This is a genomic window from Kitasatospora cineracea (assembly GCF_003751605.1).
In the GTDB taxonomy this organism is placed as follows: domain Bacteria; phylum Actinomycetota; class Actinomycetes; order Streptomycetales; family Streptomycetaceae; genus Kitasatospora; species Kitasatospora cineracea.
Window position 1 is genome coordinate 1,341,777 of record NZ_RJVJ01000002.1, and the last position, 14,714, is coordinate 1,356,490.

Sequence of the window (14,714 nt, forward strand, 5' to 3'; positions counted from 1 at the left end):
CCGGTCCCGGCGCGGTCATCCGGCGGCCGCCGGGTGCAGCCGGTCCACGATCACGTCCGCGCCGGTCACCGGCGTGCCGGTCAGCTCGGCGACGGTGCGGCAGGCCGCGTCCCGGGCCGTCCGGGCCAGCGTGCCGACATCGGACGGGAACGGCAGTTCCAGGTGCAGCGTCAGCCGGACCCGGCCGTGCGAGAACAGCGCCGAGACCTTCGGGCGGGGGACCGGCCCGGGCCGGTCCCGCCAGGCCGGGGCGAGCGCGTCGGCGGCGGCGCGGGCCGCGATCCGCCGGTACACCCGGTCCGCGACCCGTTCGCCGCCGCGCTGCGCGACCACCCCCGGGTGGGCCATCAGCGCCGCCGGTCCCGGCCGCGCAGCAGGTCGCCGAGGTCACCGAGCTCGATGTCCCCCTCGATCAGCCGCCCGACCACGAAACCCACCGCCCCGAGCACCGCCACCAGCAGGAACGCGGCGAAACCGCCGAAGTAGCCGGCGAAGCCGAGGGCCATGCCCGCGAGCAGGCCCACCAACGCCAGATTCATCCGCTACTCCTTCGGCTTTCCGCTCGGCACTCGGGACGGTCACGACTCACTGCACGCGGGGACGCCGGCCGGAGGAGGCGGACTCCTCCTCCTCGTCCTCGTCCTCCTCGTCGGGCAGGTGGACGTCGTTGACGGCGATGTTCACCTCGACCACCTCCAGGCCGGTCATCCGCTCGACCGCCTCGATGATGTTCGACCGCACCTCGCCGGCCAGCGCGGGGATCACCACCCCGTACTCGACCACCAGCGCGATGTCGATGGCGGTCTGCTTCTCGCCGACCTCCGCCTTGATCCCGCGCCCCACGCTGGACTTCGAGCCCGGCACCCGGTCCCGCATCGCCCCGAACGTCCGGGAGAACCCCGAGCCCAGCGCGTGGATGCCCGACACCTCCCGGGCCGCCATGCCGGCGATCTTCTCCACCACTCCGACCGCGAGGGCGGTACGGCCGCGCTCACCGCTCGGCCGGTTCTCCGTCGCGCTCTTCTGCAGGTCCGCGGGGGTGGGGGTGTGAGGCTGCGTCATCTCGGGTCTCCTGACGTTCGACACCAGCTATATCGCACTTCCTCCCAACCCTGACATTTCGCCACGCGGTGCGCAGCACGGGTGCCTGCGGACGGGCGCACCGGACACGCCGGCAGGGGCGCGGCCCGGCGGCCGCGCCCCTGCTGGTGTCGTGCGGCCGGTCAGCGGCCCGCGAGGTCGCGGAGGCGGCGGGCCTGGGACTCGCGCTCGGCGGCGCGCTGCTGGTCGTAGGTGCGGTCGATCGCGCCGCGCAGCAGGGACTTGGTCTCGATGACGGCGTTGCGGGGGGCGGCCAGCAGCGCGGCGGCCAGGTCGGCGGCGGCAGCGTGGAGGTCGTCCGCGGGGACGGCGAGGTTGGCGAGGCCGATGGCGACGGCCTCGTCCGCGCCGATCCGGCGGCCGGTGGCGCAGATCTCCAGGGCGCGGGCGTAGCCGACGAGTTCGGTGAGCGGCTTGGTGCCGGTGAGGTCGGGGACCAGGCCGAGGGAGGTCTCCTTCATGGCGAACTGGACGTCCTCGGCGACCACCCGCAGGTCGCAGGCGAGGGCGAGCTGGAAGCCCGCGCCGACCGCGTGGCCCTGGACGGCGGCGACGGTGACCAGGTCGGTGCGGCGCCACCAGGTGAAGGCCTCCTGGTAGAAGGCGATGGTGGCGTCGAGCTCGGCGTCCGGGGAGGCGGCGAGCTGGAGGAAGCCGGTCTCGCCGGGGATGCCCTCGGGGGTGAACATGGCGCGGTCGAGGCCGGCCGAGAAGGAGCTGCCCTCGCCGCGGAGCAGGACGACCCGGACGGTGCCGGGCAGCGCGCGGCCGACGGCGGCGAGGGCGCGCCACATCGCGGGGGTCTGGGCGTTGCGGCGGGTGGGGTCACAGAGGGTGACGGTGGCGAGTTCGCCGTCCAGGTCGAGGCGGACGCCCGCCTTCTCCCACGCGGTGCGGTCGGCGTCGGGGATGTCGGTGGTCATGGCGGTTACCTTCCAGCGGCGGGGCGGGGCTGCCCGCCGACCCCGACGGGCTACTGGAGAGTAACAAAGCGGCCGACCCGCGTACAGGAACGGTCCGCGCCGGGCCCGGAAACGGCGGTCGGCGGCTCGGGAGAACCCGGCCGCCGATCCGTTGTGGAGCATCGTGCATGGCGAGCAGCGCGATGGTGAGCCGGGGCGGCCGGAGCTGCTCGGGTGTCGCCCGCCCGGGGTGACGGACCGTCAGGAACCGGCAGCGGCAGTGGCCTTGCCCTTGCCGCGGGTGGCTCCGCCACGGCCCCGGAGGTTGACCCCGGACTCGCTGAGCATGCGGTGGACGAAGCCGTAGGACCGGCCCGTCTCCTCCGCGAGGGCGCGGATGCTCGCCCCGGAGTCGTACTTCTTCTTGAGATCGGCCGCGAGCTTCTCACGCGCGGCACCTGTTACCCGGCTGCCCTTTTTCAGAGTCTCGGCCACCCGTGCCTCCTCGTAGAGGTGATCGGTCAGAATCCCATGATCACCCATTGCAAGGCTCCTGGCCACCCATTCGACAAGGTCCGTCGCGGGAAAGCAGGCTCGAGCGGTGGTGCGCGCTCCGCACCAGGGCGCTCACGGAGGGTGCGCGCGCCCCTCGGTCGTTCACCGCGGTGAGCGAATCCGCTGCTCAGCCCGGACCGTCAGCGGGCAAACCGCGCGCGGCCGGACGGAGAACGGAGACGCACCTCCCGGTGTTCCCGGGATCGACGGAGGACGAGTTCTTCTCGTACCGGTGGTGGACCCCGCGTCCACCCGCCCGGTCCGGGCGGCGGCCCGGGCGGGCGGTGGTCAGGCCAGCGACACCAGGTCGTGGTAGGCGGGGCTCCACAGGTCCTCGACGCCGTCGGGGAGCAGGATGATCCGCTCCGGCTGGAGCGCCTCGACCGCGCCCTCGTCGTGGGTGACCAGCACGACCGCGCCGGTGAAGGTGCGCAGCGCGCCGAGGATCTCCTCGCGGCTGGCCGGGTCGAGGTTGTTGGTGGGCTCGTCGAGCAGCAGCACGTTGGCGCTGGAGACGACCAGCGAGGCCAGCGCGAGCCGGGTCTTCTCGCCGCCGGAGAGCACCCCGGCGGGCTTGTCCACGTCGTCGCCGGAGAACAGGAAGGAGCCGAGGATCTTGCGGATCTGCACCAGGTCGGTGTCCGGCGCGGAGGAGCGCATGTTCTCCAGCACGCTGCGCTCGGGGTCGAGCGTCTCGTGCTCCTGCGCGTAGTAGCCGATCTTCAGGCCGTGGCCGGGGATCACCTCGCCGGTGTCCGGCTGCTCCACGCCCGCGAGCATCCGCAGCAGGGTGGTCTTGCCCGCGCCGTTGAGGCCGAGGATGACGACCCGGGAGCCGCGGTCGATCGCCAGGCCCACGTCGGTGAAGATCTCCAGCGAGCCGTAGGACTTCGACAGGCCCTCGGCCGTCAGCGGGGTCTTGCCGCACGGGGCCGGGTCCGGGAAGCGGAGCTTGGCGACCTTGTCGGAGACCCGGACCTGCTCCAGGCCGGAGAGCAGCTTCTCGGCGCGGCGGGCCATGTTCTGCGCGGCGACCGTCTTGGTGGCCTTGGCGCGCATCTTGTCGGCCTGCGAGTTGAGCGTCGCGGCCTTCTTCTCCGCGTTGGCCCGCTCGCGCTTGCGGCGCTTCTCGTCGTCCTCGCGCTGCTGCTGGTACTGCCTCCAGCCCATGTTGTAGATGTCGATGGCGGAGCGGTTGGCGTCCAGGTAGAAGACCTTGTTGACGACCGTCTCGACCAGCTCGACGTCGTGCGAGATGACGATGAAGCCGCCCTTGTAGGTCTTCAGGAAGTCCCGCAGCCAGGCGATGGAGTCCGCGTCGAGGTGGTTGGTGGGCTCGTCGAGCAGCAGGATGTCGGCGTCCGAGAAGAGGATCCGGGCCAGCTCGACGCGGCGGCGCTGGCCGCCGGAGAGGGTGTGCAGCTCCTGGCCGAGGATGCGGTCGGGCAGGCCGAGCGCGGCGGCGATGGTGGCGGCCTCCGCCTCGGCGGCGTAGCCGCCCTTGGTGAGGAACTCGGTCTCCAGCCGGGCGTACTTCTTCATCGCGTTGTCGCGGGTGGCGCCCTTGCCGTTGGCCATCCGCTCCTCGTTCTCGCGCATCTTCCTCAGCACGGTGTCGAGGCCGCGGGCGGACAGGATGCGGTCCCGGGCGAGGACGTCGAGGTCTCCGGTGCGCGGGTCCTGCGGGAGGTAGCCGACCTCGCCGGAGGAGGTGACCGTGCCGCCGGCCGGGAGGCCCTCGCCGGCCAGCACCTTCGTCAGCGTGGTCTTGCCCGCGCCGTTGCGGCCGACCAGGCCGATCCGGTCGCCCGGGGCGATCCGGAAGCTGGCGGACTCGATCAGGATGCGGGCACCGGCACGAAGCTCCAGGGCGTTCGCGGAAATCATGGCTGGGGTCTCTCCTCGGCGTGGGTATGGCTCTCAGCCATCGGACCCAAGTTTACGGGAGCATCGGCGAACTCTTTTTCGCGCCGGCCGACGCGGCTTCCGGACCGGTGACGGCGCTCACTTCCCGCAGGACGGGCGGGCCGCGGCGAACGGGACGGCGGCGGTGCCGCAGGCGGCCTCGCGGGTGCCGAGGGTGGTGTCGTACACCCAGCTGCCGATCACCGGGCCGTCCTCGACCATCACCCGGTGGCCGTCCAGCGGGCGCATCACCACGTCCGGGCCGGTGTTGAGGAAGCCGCCGTGGTCGGTGAGCGAGAACACCATGACGCCGCCGGGCAGTTGGCGGGCGGCCGAGCCGCCGGCCGGCGGGCACAGCCGCGGCACCAGCACCGCGTCGTCGGTCTGCGCGGTGCGCGCCGGGTCGAAGTCGCAGCCCGCCGGGGGGCGGGAGTTGAAGCGCAGGTCGCCGTCGCGCTCGCGGAAGCCCATCAGCAGGCCGGGGGTGACCACCGTCACGAACGCGTCGTTGACCTTGTCGTCGGACGGGTGCAGCGCGTCGGCGGCGCGCTGCAGCATGGTCTGCTTGCGCTGCTCCTCGGTGCGGGTGTCCGCGCCCGGCTCGCCGTCGGCGCGCAGCCAGTCGGCGAGGTCCGGGAAGCCGCGGTGCCAGCGCACCGAGTGGTCGGCGGTGTTGACCGCGGTGATCATGCCGTCGTCCCAGAGCACCACGGCGTCCTCGCCGACCCGGGCCAGGTGCAGCGCGGTGGCGCCCTCCCGGCGGTAGGACCACAGGCGCTCGCCGGTGGACCGCGAGTAGGCCTCCACGCCGGGGCCCACCTGGAGGTCGGCCTGCTCCGCGCCGGTCGACTGCGCGCTCACCGGGCTGGCGTCCGACGCGCCGGGGACCACCCGGTCGCCGAACGGCTCGGGCCGGTTGGCGTGGGCCGCCGCACCGGCCGCGAGGACCAGCAGGACGGCGGCGGCGGGCAGGGCCGAGCGGGGCGACAGGCTTCGCAGCGGGTTGAAGGACACGGGCGGAGTTTATCCGGCGGGTACTGACGGGAGCCCCCGGTTTACCGCCCGGCCCGCCCGGGCGTGTCACTGGTCCAGACCTTTATCCGGGCCTGACGCGACCCGGCCCGACCTGCGGGTCAGCCGGGCGGGCGGATGGACGCGGCCCGTTAGGGTACCCGTGCGGTGGCCCGACCGACTGTTACAGAGGTGAGACGGAATGCAGTTCGACGACGAGGCGGAGCTCGACGCCTCACAGGTGCAGGACCGGCGCGGCATCCCCGGCGGCGGACTGGCGGTCGGCGGCGGGGCGATCGGCATCCTCGGGCTGGTCGTGGCGCTGCTGTTCGGCATCGACCCGGGGATGTTCGGCGCCGCCGACCAGCCGGCCGCGCCCCCGGTCGGGAAGGCCACCAGCCCCGCCCAGCTGAGCGCGGCCTGCAGGACCGGCGCGGACGCCAACAAGCGGCAGGACTGCCGGATCCTGGCCGTGGTCAACAGCGTCCAGGCGTACTGGCAGGCCGACTTCGCGGCCCGCGGCCGCAGCTACGCCCCGGCCGACACCGTGCTGTTCACCGACCGGGTCGCCACCGCCTGCGGCACCGCGACCTCCGCGGTCGGGCCGTTCTACTGCCCCGGCGACCGCAAGGCCTACTTCGACCTGGGCTTCTTCGACGACATGACCCGGCAGCTGGGCGCCAAGGGCGGGCCGTTCGCCGAGGCGTACGTGGTGGCGCACGAGTACGGGCACCACGTGCAGGACCTGCTGGGCACCATGGGCAAGGTCGGCAACGACCGGCAGGGCGCGGACAGCGCCTCGGTCAGGCTGGAGCTGCAGGCCGACTGCTACGCGGGCGTGTGGACGCACCACGCCACCACCACCCCGCAGCCCTCCACCGGGCGCCCGCTGATCACCTCGCTGACCGACCAGGACATCGCACTGGCGCTGGACGCCGCCGAGTCGGTGGGCGACGACCGGATCCAGCAGCGGGCCACCGGGCGCAGCAACCCGGAGACCTGGACGCACGGCTCCTCGGCGCAGCGGAAGCAGTGGTTCACCACCGGCTACCGCACCGGCGACCCGGCGCAGTGCGACACCTTCGGCTGACCGGCCCCCGGGTTGACCCGTTGGGGTGACATGGGGCATTTATGACGGTCCGTCAGGCTAGGCTCCTGGGGCCGGAATCGTCCCTGGACCCACGGAGATCCCATGCGTCTCGGCCGCCTGACCCTGGCCGCTGCCGCGCTGCTGCTGGTGACCACCGCGAGCGTGCCCTCGGGCACCCCGCTCAGCCAGACCGAGCGCCACGCCGCGCTCTCCTCCGACGCCATCCAGCCGCGCGGCGCGGCGCCCCGGCCGGTGGTGCAGCGGGCGGTGCACGAGGTGCCGTTCGGCGCGTTCGTCGGCTCCTGGGACACCTACATCCCGAACATCGCCCGGATGTCCTCCTGGCTGAACAACGCCAACCTGCAGGTCGGCCACACCTACCTGGCGGGCAACGGCTGGCAGGACGTCGAGGGCGAGCCGATGGTGCTCGGCCTGTGGTCGCAGTGGCGGCAGTCCGACCCCGGGCGGCGGCTGGTGCTGGGCGTGCCGATGCTCGTCCCGAACGAGGGCAACGTGCCGGACGCCGAGGTGGCCCGGCTGCTGGCCCGCGGCAACCAGGGCGAGTTCGACCAGCACTTCCTGCGGCTGGCCCGGAAGCTGGTCGCGTTCGGCGGCGGCGACACCGTCATCACCCTCGGCTGGGAGATGAACGGCGTCACCTACACCTCGCGCTGCAAGCCCGACCCGGCGGCCTGGAAGGCGTACTGGCGGCGGATCGTCGGCGTGATGCGCTCGGTGCCCGGCCAGCGCTTCTCCTTCGACTTCACCCCCACCCGCGGGCTGGACGCCATCCCCTGGACGCGCTGCTACCCGGGCGACGACGTGGTCGACATCATCGGCATGGACAGCTACGACCAGCCCGCCGGCGGCACCTTCGACGAGTACGTCTCCGAGCCGTACGGGCTGCAGGACCAGGTCGAGTTCGCCGCCAAGCGCGGCAAGCCGGTGTCCTACCCGGAGTGGGGGCTGTTCCGCAACGGCGACAACCCGGAGTTCGTCCGGCGGATGGTGGAGTGGATGCGCACCCACGACACCGCCTACCAGACCGTCACCGACTACTGCCCGCACGGCTTCTGGGCCTGCAAGGACAACCCGAAGTCGGCCGCGGTGTACAAGCAGCTGATGTCGGGCTCCTCCGGGGCCGTCGGGCCGGTGAGGACCTCACCGCAGTCGCCGCTGCGCTAGCGCCTCCTTCAGCTTCGGCATCCGGGTCCGCAGCAGGTGCACGACGGCGATCCGGGCCCGGACCCGCAGCGCGCGGGCGGCCGCCGCGGGGGCCAGCCGGCCGGGGCCGAGCACCAGGCGCTGGTTGGGCAGCTGGTCCGGGCGCCAGCGCTGCTTGTACGGCTCCTGGCCGCGCAGCAGGCTGAGCTGCGGGATCCCGGCGGCGCGGACCGCGTCCAGCGCGGCGCCGAACAGCAGCCCGGCGATGTCCAGCTTCTCCCGGAGCCGGGGGTGCGCGCCGTACATGTACAGGCCGCCGAACGGGGCGCAGAGGATCACCAGGTTCACCGCCACCACCTCGCCGTCCAGCTCGAACCGGTGTATCACCGCCCGGCCGGTCGCCACCAGGCCGGTGGTCGACTCGGTCAGGTGCGCGGCGAAGCGCGCGGTGCGGTGCTCCGGGGTGACCCCGCGGTCCTGCCACTGCAGCATGTGCAGCCGCAGCAACTCCCCCACCGTGTACGGGACTTCCTCGGCCGTCGCGGAGTGCACCACCACCCCGGACTGGGCGATCCTGCGGAGCTTGACCCGGCTGCGCTGGGCGGTCTTGCCGGGCAGCCGCTTCAGCAGCTCCTCCATCGGGACGGCCGGCAGGTACTGGCAGAGCGAGTCCGCGTAGCGGTGCCGGCGGCCGCGCCAGTGCGCGTACACCCGCTGCACGGCCGCCGACGGGTGCACCTCGCGCAGCTCCAGGCTGTGCCAGGGGCGGTGCAGCGGCAGGGCGGCGGCCAGCTCGGCGGCGGCCCGGTCGGCGCAGTCGTCGTCGAGCAGCACGTCGGTGAAGTCGACCAGGCCCGCGCCCAGGTTGGTCAGGCCGCCGAACGGGCCGCGGCGGCGCAGCGCGGCGGCCCCGACCAGCCGGCCGTCGCGGCGGACCAGCACCAGCACCAGCGCGCCGGGGCGGCCGTAGCCGCGCCACCAGGAGCGCAGCCACGGGGCGGCCTGGAAGGCGGTCGCGGTGGCGCAGCGGCGGTGCAGGTCGTCCCAGTCGTCGGCGACCCGGTCCAGGGCGTCGTCGGCGCGCAGCACCTCGGCGCTCCACTGCTCGCGGTCGGCGGCGCAGCGGGCCGGCTGGGCGGGCACCCGGGGGCCGCGCCGCTGGCGGAGCTTCACCGGGCGGCCGCCGGGGCGCGGGTCTTCCCGGGAGCGGGCTCGGCGGCCTCGGCCTGGGCGGGCAGCGCGGGCTCGGGCTCCGCGGCCTGCGGGGCTTCCGGGGTGGCGGACGGCTTGCGGCGGGTGAGCAGCACCAGGGCGCCGACCAGCACGCCGGCGGCCGCGCCGACCGCGGTGTCCAGGCTCGCGGACGGGGAGGCGGGGGCGTCGGGCTCGGCGGCGGGGGCCAGCGGGACCAGGCGGACGCCGGTCTCCTTGCTGCTGGCGTTGCCGAACGCGATCAGCGACTTGGCGACCGCGTCGGCGTTCTTCACCGCCTCCTCGCCGCGGGCGCCGGTGCCGGTGATCTCGATCATCGGGGCGTCCGGGGAGGTGGTGCCGCGGACCAGCCCGGCCAGCGCGGTCACCGTCCGGCCGGTCTCGGCGGCGGCCCCGATCAGCACCTGCGGCTGGCCGGTGAGCCGGCCGTACGCCTGGGCGAAGTTGACGGCGGTGGAGTTCTCGCCGGGGTTGTTCGGGACCACCACCACGTAGGAGCTGGCCGAGTAGCTGGGGTGCGAGACGAGGGCGTAGCCGGCACCGGCCGCCGCGCCGAGCGGGACGGCGAGGGCCAGCGGCCACCATCGGCGGGCCAGCGCGCGGGCGCTGCGGCGTGGTTCGGGCATCGGTGGCTCCAGGGGGTGAGAGGGACGGACGGATCAGTGCGCGGCGGCCCGGCGGCGGGCCGGGTCGGCGGGGTCAGGCGTCGGGGCGCCGGCGGCGGCCGGCCGGTGTCCGGCGGGGGGTGCGCGCGGGAGTCCGGCTCGGACCGCGGGCGGGCGGGACCCGGGCCGGGGGTTCCGGGTGCGGCTGCGCGGGCTTGCGGCGGCCCGGCAGGGCGGCGGCCGACTCGCGGTAGAGGGCGGCGAGTTCGGCCGCGATCCGGGCGATGTCGTAGTGCGCGACGGCGGGCGGGACCGGCTGCGGGCCCGGGCGGGTGGTGGCGAGGAGGGCCAGCTCGCGGGCGTAGGGCTCGGGTTCGGAGGGGAGCAGGCGGGCCTGCGGGGCGGCGTCCGGGGGGAGTTCGGCGAGCGCCGGGCAGGCGGAGTGCAGCAGCGGCAGGCCGGCCGCCAGGCCCTCCAGGGCGGCCAGGCCGAAGGTCTCCTCGCGGGACGGGGAGACCAGCACGTCGACGGCGGTGAGCAGCTCGGGCACGTCGTCGCGTTCGCCGGTGAGCACCAGGCGGTCGCGGACGCCGAGCCGGGCGGCGCGTTCGAGCAGCGCGGCCCGCTCGGGGCCCTCGCCGATCAGCAGCAGCCGGGCGTCGGGGAGCCGGGCCAGTGCCTCCAGCGGGACGTGGAAGCGCTTGCCGGGCACCAGTCGGCCGACCGCGCCGATCACGAACACGCCGATCGGTAGGCCGAGTTGGGCGCGCAGCCGGCCGCGGTGGGCGGCCCGGGCGGCGGGGGTGAAGCGGTACCGGGCGGCGTCCACCCCGTTCGGCAGCAGCCGGATCCGCTCGGCGGGAACGCCCCAGGCGCCGAGCACTCCGGCGACCTGGCCGGAGACCGCCAGGGTGGTGGCGCCGAGCCGTTCGGCGCCCAGGTAGAGCGCCTTGACGCCGCGCGAGGTGGGGCGGCCCTCGATCACGCCGGACTGCAGCGAGTGCTCGGTGGCGATCACCGCGCGGACGCCGGCCAGCCGGGCGGCGAGGCGGCCGTACAGCATGGCCCGGTACAGGTGGGTGTGCACCAGGTCGTAGCGGCCGGTGCGGATCAGCCGGGTGAGCCGGGGCAGCACCGCGAGGTCCCGGTTGCCGCGCATGTCGAGGTGGTGGACGGTGAAGCCGTCGGCGCGCAGTTCCCGGGCGACCGCGCCGGGGTTGGTGAGGGCCGCCACCTCGTGCTCCTGGTCCTTGGGCAAGTAGCGCAGCAGCAGGGCGAGTTGGCGCTCGGCGCCGCCCGCGTGCAGGCCGGTGACCACGTGCAGGACTCTCATCGGGGCTCCCCCGCGGCGGCTTTCGGCGCGGACTTCGGCGGGGCCCAGCGCAGCCCGGTCACGGCGTCCCGCCAGCGGTGCCGGCCGTGCTTGGCGCGCAGCCGCCAGGCCCCGTCCCGGTCGCCGACGTAGCAGCGGGGCAGGGCGTGCCGGCCGGTCAGCCAGGAGTGGTCGATGGCGCAGGCGTAGTCGTACCCGGCGTCCCGCACCGCCCGGGTGGCGGGCAGGTCGACCGCGCCGTACGGGTAGCAGAAGCCGGTGACCGGGCCGCCGACCAGGTCCTCCAGGGCCCGCCGGCTCTCCGCGGTCTGGCGTTCCAGGGCGGCCGGGGACAGGCCGGGCAGGGCCTGGTGGCCCAGTCCGTGCGAGCCGATCTCCCAGCCGGAGCCCGCGAGTTCGGCGACCTGCTCGACCGTGAGCAGCTTCTTGCGCGGCCCCTCGGTGTCCCAGCCGTTCTCGCTGCCGAGCAGGTCGGGGACGACGTACGCGGTGGCGGTGAAGCCGTACTCGCGCAGCACCGGGACGGCGTGCCGGGCGAAGTCGGCGTAGCCGTCGTCGAAGGTCAGGCCGACCAGCCGGGCCTCCCGGCCGCGGGCCTGCGCGGCCAGCAGTTCGCGGACGCTGACGCCGCGCCGGCCGGTGCGGTGCAGCCAGTCCATCTGCTCGGCGAACCGCTCGGGGGCGACGGTGAGCAGGTACGGGTCCTCCTCCTCCTCGGCCACCGAGTGGTACATCAGGATCCAGGGCGCGAGCCTGGGGGCGAGTGCCTGGGCCGGCAGGCGGGAATCAGCGGCCATGCGACTTCCCTTCGGCAGCTGGTGCGGTGGGTGACGGGGCGGGCCGCGGCCGGCGGGCCCGGGCCAGCAGCCCGAGCACCGGTCCGCGCACCTCGGGGGCGCCGAACAGCGCGCCGAGGACGGCGAAGGCCAGCAGGACGGCGGTGCCGCCGGACAGCGCGGCGGGCAGCGGCCCGGCGGCCGTCCGGGCGGCCAGCGCGCCCAGGGCGGTGGCGGCGACGGCGGCGGCCAGCAGCCGGGCCTGGCCGCCGAGCACCCGGGGCAGCCGCAGCGCGACGCCGCGCAGTATCAGGCCGCGCATCAGCAGCGCCGCGGTGGTGGTGATGCCCGCGGCGTTGCCCGCGGCCAGGCCGAGCGCCCCGAAGTGCGGGGTGGCGCCGACGCCGACCGCGACGGTGACGGCCAGGCCGAGCAGCATCGCGCCGACCGGGTACCAGTCCAGCCAGGTGATCCGGTCGCCCTCGGCGCGCGGGACGTCGGCGCGGCGCACCACCGGGCGGACGCAGAAGTACGGCCGGACCATCACGCCGATCATCGCCTGCGCGGGCAGTCCGAAGGAGTAGACCCGGATCACCGCGGCGGTGGCGGCGGTGTCGGCCGGGCCGAACGCGCCGCGCTGGAACAGCAGGGCGACCAGCGCCGGGGCGCAGGCCATCAGGAAGGCGGTGCCCAGCAGGACCAGCGCGGCGGCCTGCCCGAGGTCCTTCTCGACCCGGTCGCGGGCCGCCGTGAAGTCTCCCGCGGCCATCGCCCGGGCCACCACCGGGAAGGTCACGGTGACGATCAGGATCGCCGAGGTCATCGCCAACTGGCTGACCTTGGCGGCGTAGTTGAGGTGCGAGATGGTGCCGGGCGGCAGGTCGGAGCCGAGGTAGCGCTCGATGAACACCTGGGCCTGCCGGGTCAGCGTGAACGCGGCCACCGGCAGCAGCGCCAGCGGGATCAGCACCAGCCGCCGGGCCGCCCCCCGGCGCAGCCCGCGCCGCCGCCCGCCGGAGCGCAGCCGGCGGGCGAACGGCAGCACCAGCACGCCGGCCATCAGTGCGCTGCCGACCGCCACGCCGATCGCCGCGGAGCGCACCCCGAGCAGCCGGTGGCCGCTGAGCAGCAGTGCCAGGATGCCCAGGTTGTACATCACGTAGATGACGGCGGGCGCGGTGAAGGAGTGCAGGGCGCGCAGCGCGGAGGCCAGGTAGCCGGCGACGCCGAACGGCAGGACGGTGAGCGCGGTGATCCGGGTGCAGGTGACGGCGAGCTGCGGGTCGGCCAGGCCGGGGGCGAGCAGTTCGACCAGTTGCGGGGCGCCGAGCGCGACGGCGCCGGACAGCGTGCACAGCGCGAGCAGCAGCCAGGGCAGCGTGGAGCGGGTCAACTGCCGCACCGGGTCCGGCCCGTGCGGGCGCTCCTCGCGCAGCACCAGGGCCAGGCTGAAGGCCGGGACCATCAGGAACGCCATCGCGTCCTCGATCAGCAGCGGCGCGGCGGTCTCCGGCACCGTCCAGGCGACCAGGAAGGCGTCGGTGCCCTGGTTGGCGCCGAAGTAGCGGGCCAGCAGCAGGTCGCGGAGCAGGCCGAGGCCGGAGCCGGCCGCGCTGAGCAGCGCGGTGACGCCGAACGCCTTGGCCAGGAAGCCGCGTCTGGCCGGTTCGGCGGCCGCGCGCGGGGCGGGGACGGCGGCAGTGGCGGCGGCCACCTCGGCCACCGGCTGGTCGGTCGTCATGCGCCGTTCGCCTCAAGGGAGTCGGGGCCGGGGAAGGCGGTGCGGGCGGCCAGGCCGAGGACCACCGAGGTCAGCACGGTGGTGGTGCCGCCGATGTCGGCGTAGAGGAAGTCCCAGAGCACCCAGCAGAGCAGGGCGAGCGCGGCCAGGCCGGGGCCGGTGGCGCGGCGCAGGCAGCCGAGCAGCAGGGCGAGGAACAGCGCCAGGTAGGCGATGACGCCGAGCAGGCCCTGTTCGCTGAGCACCAGGAAGTACATGTTGTGCGGGGAGAGCAGCGGTTCGCGCTGGAAGCCGATGGTGGAGTCGGCGGCGTCGCTGCCGGAGGAGAGCCGCAGCGGGGCGTGGCTGTCGCGCAGCTGCTGGAACGCCTTGGGGCCGGCGCCGGTCACCGGGTGGTCCTGCCAGATCCGGCCGGCGGTGGACCACAGGTCGTAGCGGTCGGAGACCGACTGGTCGGGGGCGGCGGAGACCGAGCCGATCGAGCTGAGCCGCTCGGTGACGCCGGAGGCGCCGAGGCCGAACCCGCCGATCAGCACCACCGCGGCGGCGGCGCCGACCAGCACGCCCTTGACGGCGAGCCGGGCGTCGGCGCGCAGCAGCAGCACGCCGGCGGCGACGGCGGTGGCGATCCAGCTGCCCCGGCTGAACGAGACCGCCAGCGGGAAGGCCAGGAACGCGGCACTGGCCCACATCGCCCGGCGCAGCATCCTGCTGCCGCCGGGGCGGCGCTCGGCGAGGGCCAGGCCGAGGGCGGCCAGCAGCCCGTACGAGACGACGGTGGACATCGCCATGATGTCGAGCGCGCCGAAGGTGCCGACGGCGCGGATCGGCTGGCCGGTGTAGGAGGCGCCGGTGCGGGTCAGGTACTGGTTCGCGCCGACCGCGCCCTCGATCAGGGCGGCCAGCACGAAGGAGCCGAGCACCAGCCGGCGGTCGCGGGTGTCGCGGACGGCGAGCAGCACCGAGACGGGCACCAGCACGAAGATCTGCACCAGCCGGACGAAGCCGGTGAGGCTGGCGGCCGGGTCGACGGAGTGCGCGGTGGCGACGGCGGCGGCCAGCACCACGCCGCCGAGCAGGGCGCAGACGGCCGGGTCGAGCCGGGGCAGCCGGCCGCGCAGCAGGTCGAGGGCGATCAGCCCGACCAGGGCCAGCGAGGCGAGGTCGGCGGGGGTGACGTGGACGGCCGCGGCGACGTCCTTCTCCCCCGTCGGCACGCACACCAGGAGGACCGTCGCGGCCGCGAGCCAGCTCGGCCGGGCCGGGACTATCGCGGACGACCTCCGCGCGGGGTGGGGAAGTCGGAGGGTGATCGCCAT

The 14,714-nt window shown here is 74.8% G+C and carries 15 protein-coding genes; 2 read left to right on the top strand and 13 right to left on the bottom strand.

Annotated elements, in window-relative coordinates; all coding sequences use genetic code 11:
- Positions 1-15 precede the first annotated feature (15 nt).
- From EDD39_RS32185 to EDD39_RS32215, 7 genes are all read right to left on the bottom strand, one after another.
- Entirely contained in the window at positions 16-348 is a 333-nt protein-coding gene (locus tag EDD39_RS32185; protein ID WP_123562774.1) for a hypothetical protein, read from the bottom strand.
- A complete protein-coding gene (locus tag EDD39_RS32190; protein ID WP_030461125.1) occupies positions 348-539 on the bottom strand; it encodes a hypothetical protein in 192 nt (63 codons plus the stop codon). The genes EDD39_RS32185 and EDD39_RS32190 overlap by 1 nt, the downstream gene beginning before the upstream one ends.
- A gap of 46 nt (positions 540-585) precedes the next feature.
- On the bottom strand, positions 586-1,062 hold the full coding sequence (locus tag EDD39_RS32195) for an Asp23/Gls24 family envelope stress response protein (RefSeq protein ID WP_123562776.1): 477 nt from the start codon (positions 1,060-1,062) through the stop codon (positions 586-588).
- Between the two features lie 161 nt (positions 1,063-1,223).
- A complete protein-coding gene (locus EDD39_RS32200) occupies positions 1,224-2,024 on the bottom strand; it encodes an enoyl-CoA hydratase/isomerase family protein (RefSeq protein WP_123562778.1) in 801 nt (266 codons plus the stop codon).
- A gap of 240 nt (positions 2,025-2,264) precedes the next feature.
- The gene (locus EDD39_RS32205) at positions 2,265-2,498 is read right to left on the bottom strand and encodes a helix-turn-helix domain-containing protein (RefSeq protein WP_030461122.1); all 234 of its coding nucleotides are present in this window, start codon (positions 2,496-2,498) and stop codon (positions 2,265-2,267) included.
- Between the two features lie 348 nt (positions 2,499-2,846).
- On the bottom strand, positions 2,847-4,445 hold the full coding sequence (locus EDD39_RS32210; protein ID WP_123562780.1) for an ABC-F family ATP-binding cassette domain-containing protein: 1,599 nt from the start codon (positions 4,443-4,445) through the stop codon (positions 2,847-2,849).
- 117 nt (positions 4,446-4,562) lie between these two features.
- The gene (locus EDD39_RS32215) at positions 4,563-5,477 is read right to left on the bottom strand and encodes a PQQ-binding-like beta-propeller repeat protein (RefSeq protein WP_123562782.1); all 915 of its coding nucleotides are present in this window, start codon (positions 5,475-5,477) and stop codon (positions 4,563-4,565) included.
- Between the two features lie 199 nt (positions 5,478-5,676).
- Here EDD39_RS32215 and ypfJ point away from each other — a divergent pair, with 199 nt between their 5' ends.
- Both ypfJ and EDD39_RS32225 read left to right on the top strand, forming a co-directional pair.
- The gene (ypfJ, locus tag EDD39_RS32220; RefSeq protein ID WP_123562784.1) at positions 5,677-6,564 is read left to right on the top strand and encodes a KPN_02809 family neutral zinc metallopeptidase; all 888 of its coding nucleotides are present in this window, start codon (positions 5,677-5,679) and stop codon (positions 6,562-6,564) included.
- A gap of 102 nt (positions 6,565-6,666) precedes the next feature.
- Positions 6,667-7,749 (top strand): glycoside hydrolase family 26 protein, encoded by a 1,083-nt coding sequence (locus tag EDD39_RS32225; RefSeq protein ID WP_123562786.1) that lies wholly within the window; start codon positions 6,667-6,669, stop codon positions 7,747-7,749.
- Here the strand turns inward: EDD39_RS32225 and EDD39_RS32230 are convergent.
- The 6 genes from EDD39_RS32230 to EDD39_RS32255 form a co-directional block, all read right to left on the bottom strand.
- The gene (locus tag EDD39_RS32230; RefSeq protein ID WP_123562788.1) at positions 7,726-8,901 is read right to left on the bottom strand and encodes a GNAT family N-acetyltransferase; all 1,176 of its coding nucleotides are present in this window, start codon (positions 8,899-8,901) and stop codon (positions 7,726-7,728) included. The two genes, EDD39_RS32225 and EDD39_RS32230, sit on opposite strands and share 24 nt — an antisense overlap.
- Positions 8,898-9,566, bottom strand: a complete 669-nt coding sequence (locus tag EDD39_RS32235; protein WP_123562790.1) for a Wzz/FepE/Etk N-terminal domain-containing protein — start codon at positions 9,564-9,566, stop codon at positions 8,898-8,900. Before EDD39_RS32235 ends, EDD39_RS32230 begins: the two co-directional genes overlap by 4 nt.
- A 73-nt stretch (positions 9,567-9,639) precedes the next feature.
- Positions 9,640-10,878, bottom strand: a complete 1,239-nt coding sequence (locus EDD39_RS32240) for a glycosyltransferase (protein WP_123562792.1) — start codon at positions 10,876-10,878, stop codon at positions 9,640-9,642.
- A complete protein-coding gene (locus tag EDD39_RS32245; RefSeq protein WP_123562794.1) occupies positions 10,875-11,675 on the bottom strand; it encodes a polysaccharide deacetylase family protein in 801 nt (266 codons plus the stop codon). The genes EDD39_RS32240 and EDD39_RS32245 overlap by 4 nt, the downstream gene beginning before the upstream one ends.
- The gene (locus EDD39_RS32250) at positions 11,665-13,395 is read right to left on the bottom strand and encodes a lipid II flippase MurJ (RefSeq protein ID WP_123562796.1); all 1,731 of its coding nucleotides are present in this window, start codon (positions 13,393-13,395) and stop codon (positions 11,665-11,667) included. The genes EDD39_RS32245 and EDD39_RS32250 overlap by 11 nt, the downstream gene beginning before the upstream one ends.
- Positions 13,392-14,714 (bottom strand): O-antigen ligase family protein, encoded by a 1,323-nt coding sequence (locus EDD39_RS32255; RefSeq protein WP_123562798.1) that lies wholly within the window; start codon positions 14,712-14,714, stop codon positions 13,392-13,394. The genes EDD39_RS32250 and EDD39_RS32255 overlap by 4 nt, the downstream gene beginning before the upstream one ends.

Coding starts and splice junctions, on each gene's coding strand:
- EDD39_RS32235 (WP_123562790.1), bottom strand. CDS start 9,566: ATGCCCGAACCACGCCGCAGCGCCCGCGCGCTGGCCCGCCGATGGTGG.
- EDD39_RS32185 (WP_123562774.1), bottom strand. CDS start 348: ATGGCCCACCCGGGGGTGGTCGCGCAGCGCGGCGGCGAACGGGTCGCG.
- ypfJ (WP_123562784.1), top strand. CDS start 5,677: ATGCAGTTCGACGACGAGGCGGAGCTCGACGCCTCACAGGTGCAGGAC.
- EDD39_RS32225 (WP_123562786.1), top strand. CDS start 6,667: ATGCGTCTCGGCCGCCTGACCCTGGCCGCTGCCGCGCTGCTGCTGGTG.
- EDD39_RS32255 (WP_123562798.1), bottom strand. CDS start 14,714: ATGGCGATCACCCTCCGACTTCCCCACCCCGCGCGGAGGTCGTCCGCG.
- EDD39_RS32210 (WP_123562780.1), bottom strand. CDS start 4,445: ATGATTTCCGCGAACGCCCTGGAGCTTCGTGCCGGTGCCCGCATCCTG.
- EDD39_RS32195 (WP_123562776.1), bottom strand. CDS start 1,062: ATGACGCAGCCTCACACCCCCACCCCCGCGGACCTGCAGAAGAGCGCG.
- EDD39_RS32200 (WP_123562778.1), bottom strand. CDS start 2,024: ATGACCACCGACATCCCCGACGCCGACCGCACCGCGTGGGAGAAGGCG.
- EDD39_RS32245 (WP_123562794.1), bottom strand. CDS start 11,675: ATGGCCGCTGATTCCCGCCTGCCGGCCCAGGCACTCGCCCCCAGGCTC.
- EDD39_RS32190 (WP_030461125.1), bottom strand. CDS start 539: ATGAATCTGGCGTTGGTGGGCCTGCTCGCGGGCATGGCCCTCGGCTTC.
- EDD39_RS32250 (WP_123562796.1), bottom strand. CDS start 13,395: ATGACGACCGACCAGCCGGTGGCCGAGGTGGCCGCCGCCACTGCCGCC.
- EDD39_RS32240 (WP_123562792.1), bottom strand. CDS start 10,878: ATGAGAGTCCTGCACGTGGTCACCGGCCTGCACGCGGGCGGCGCCGAG.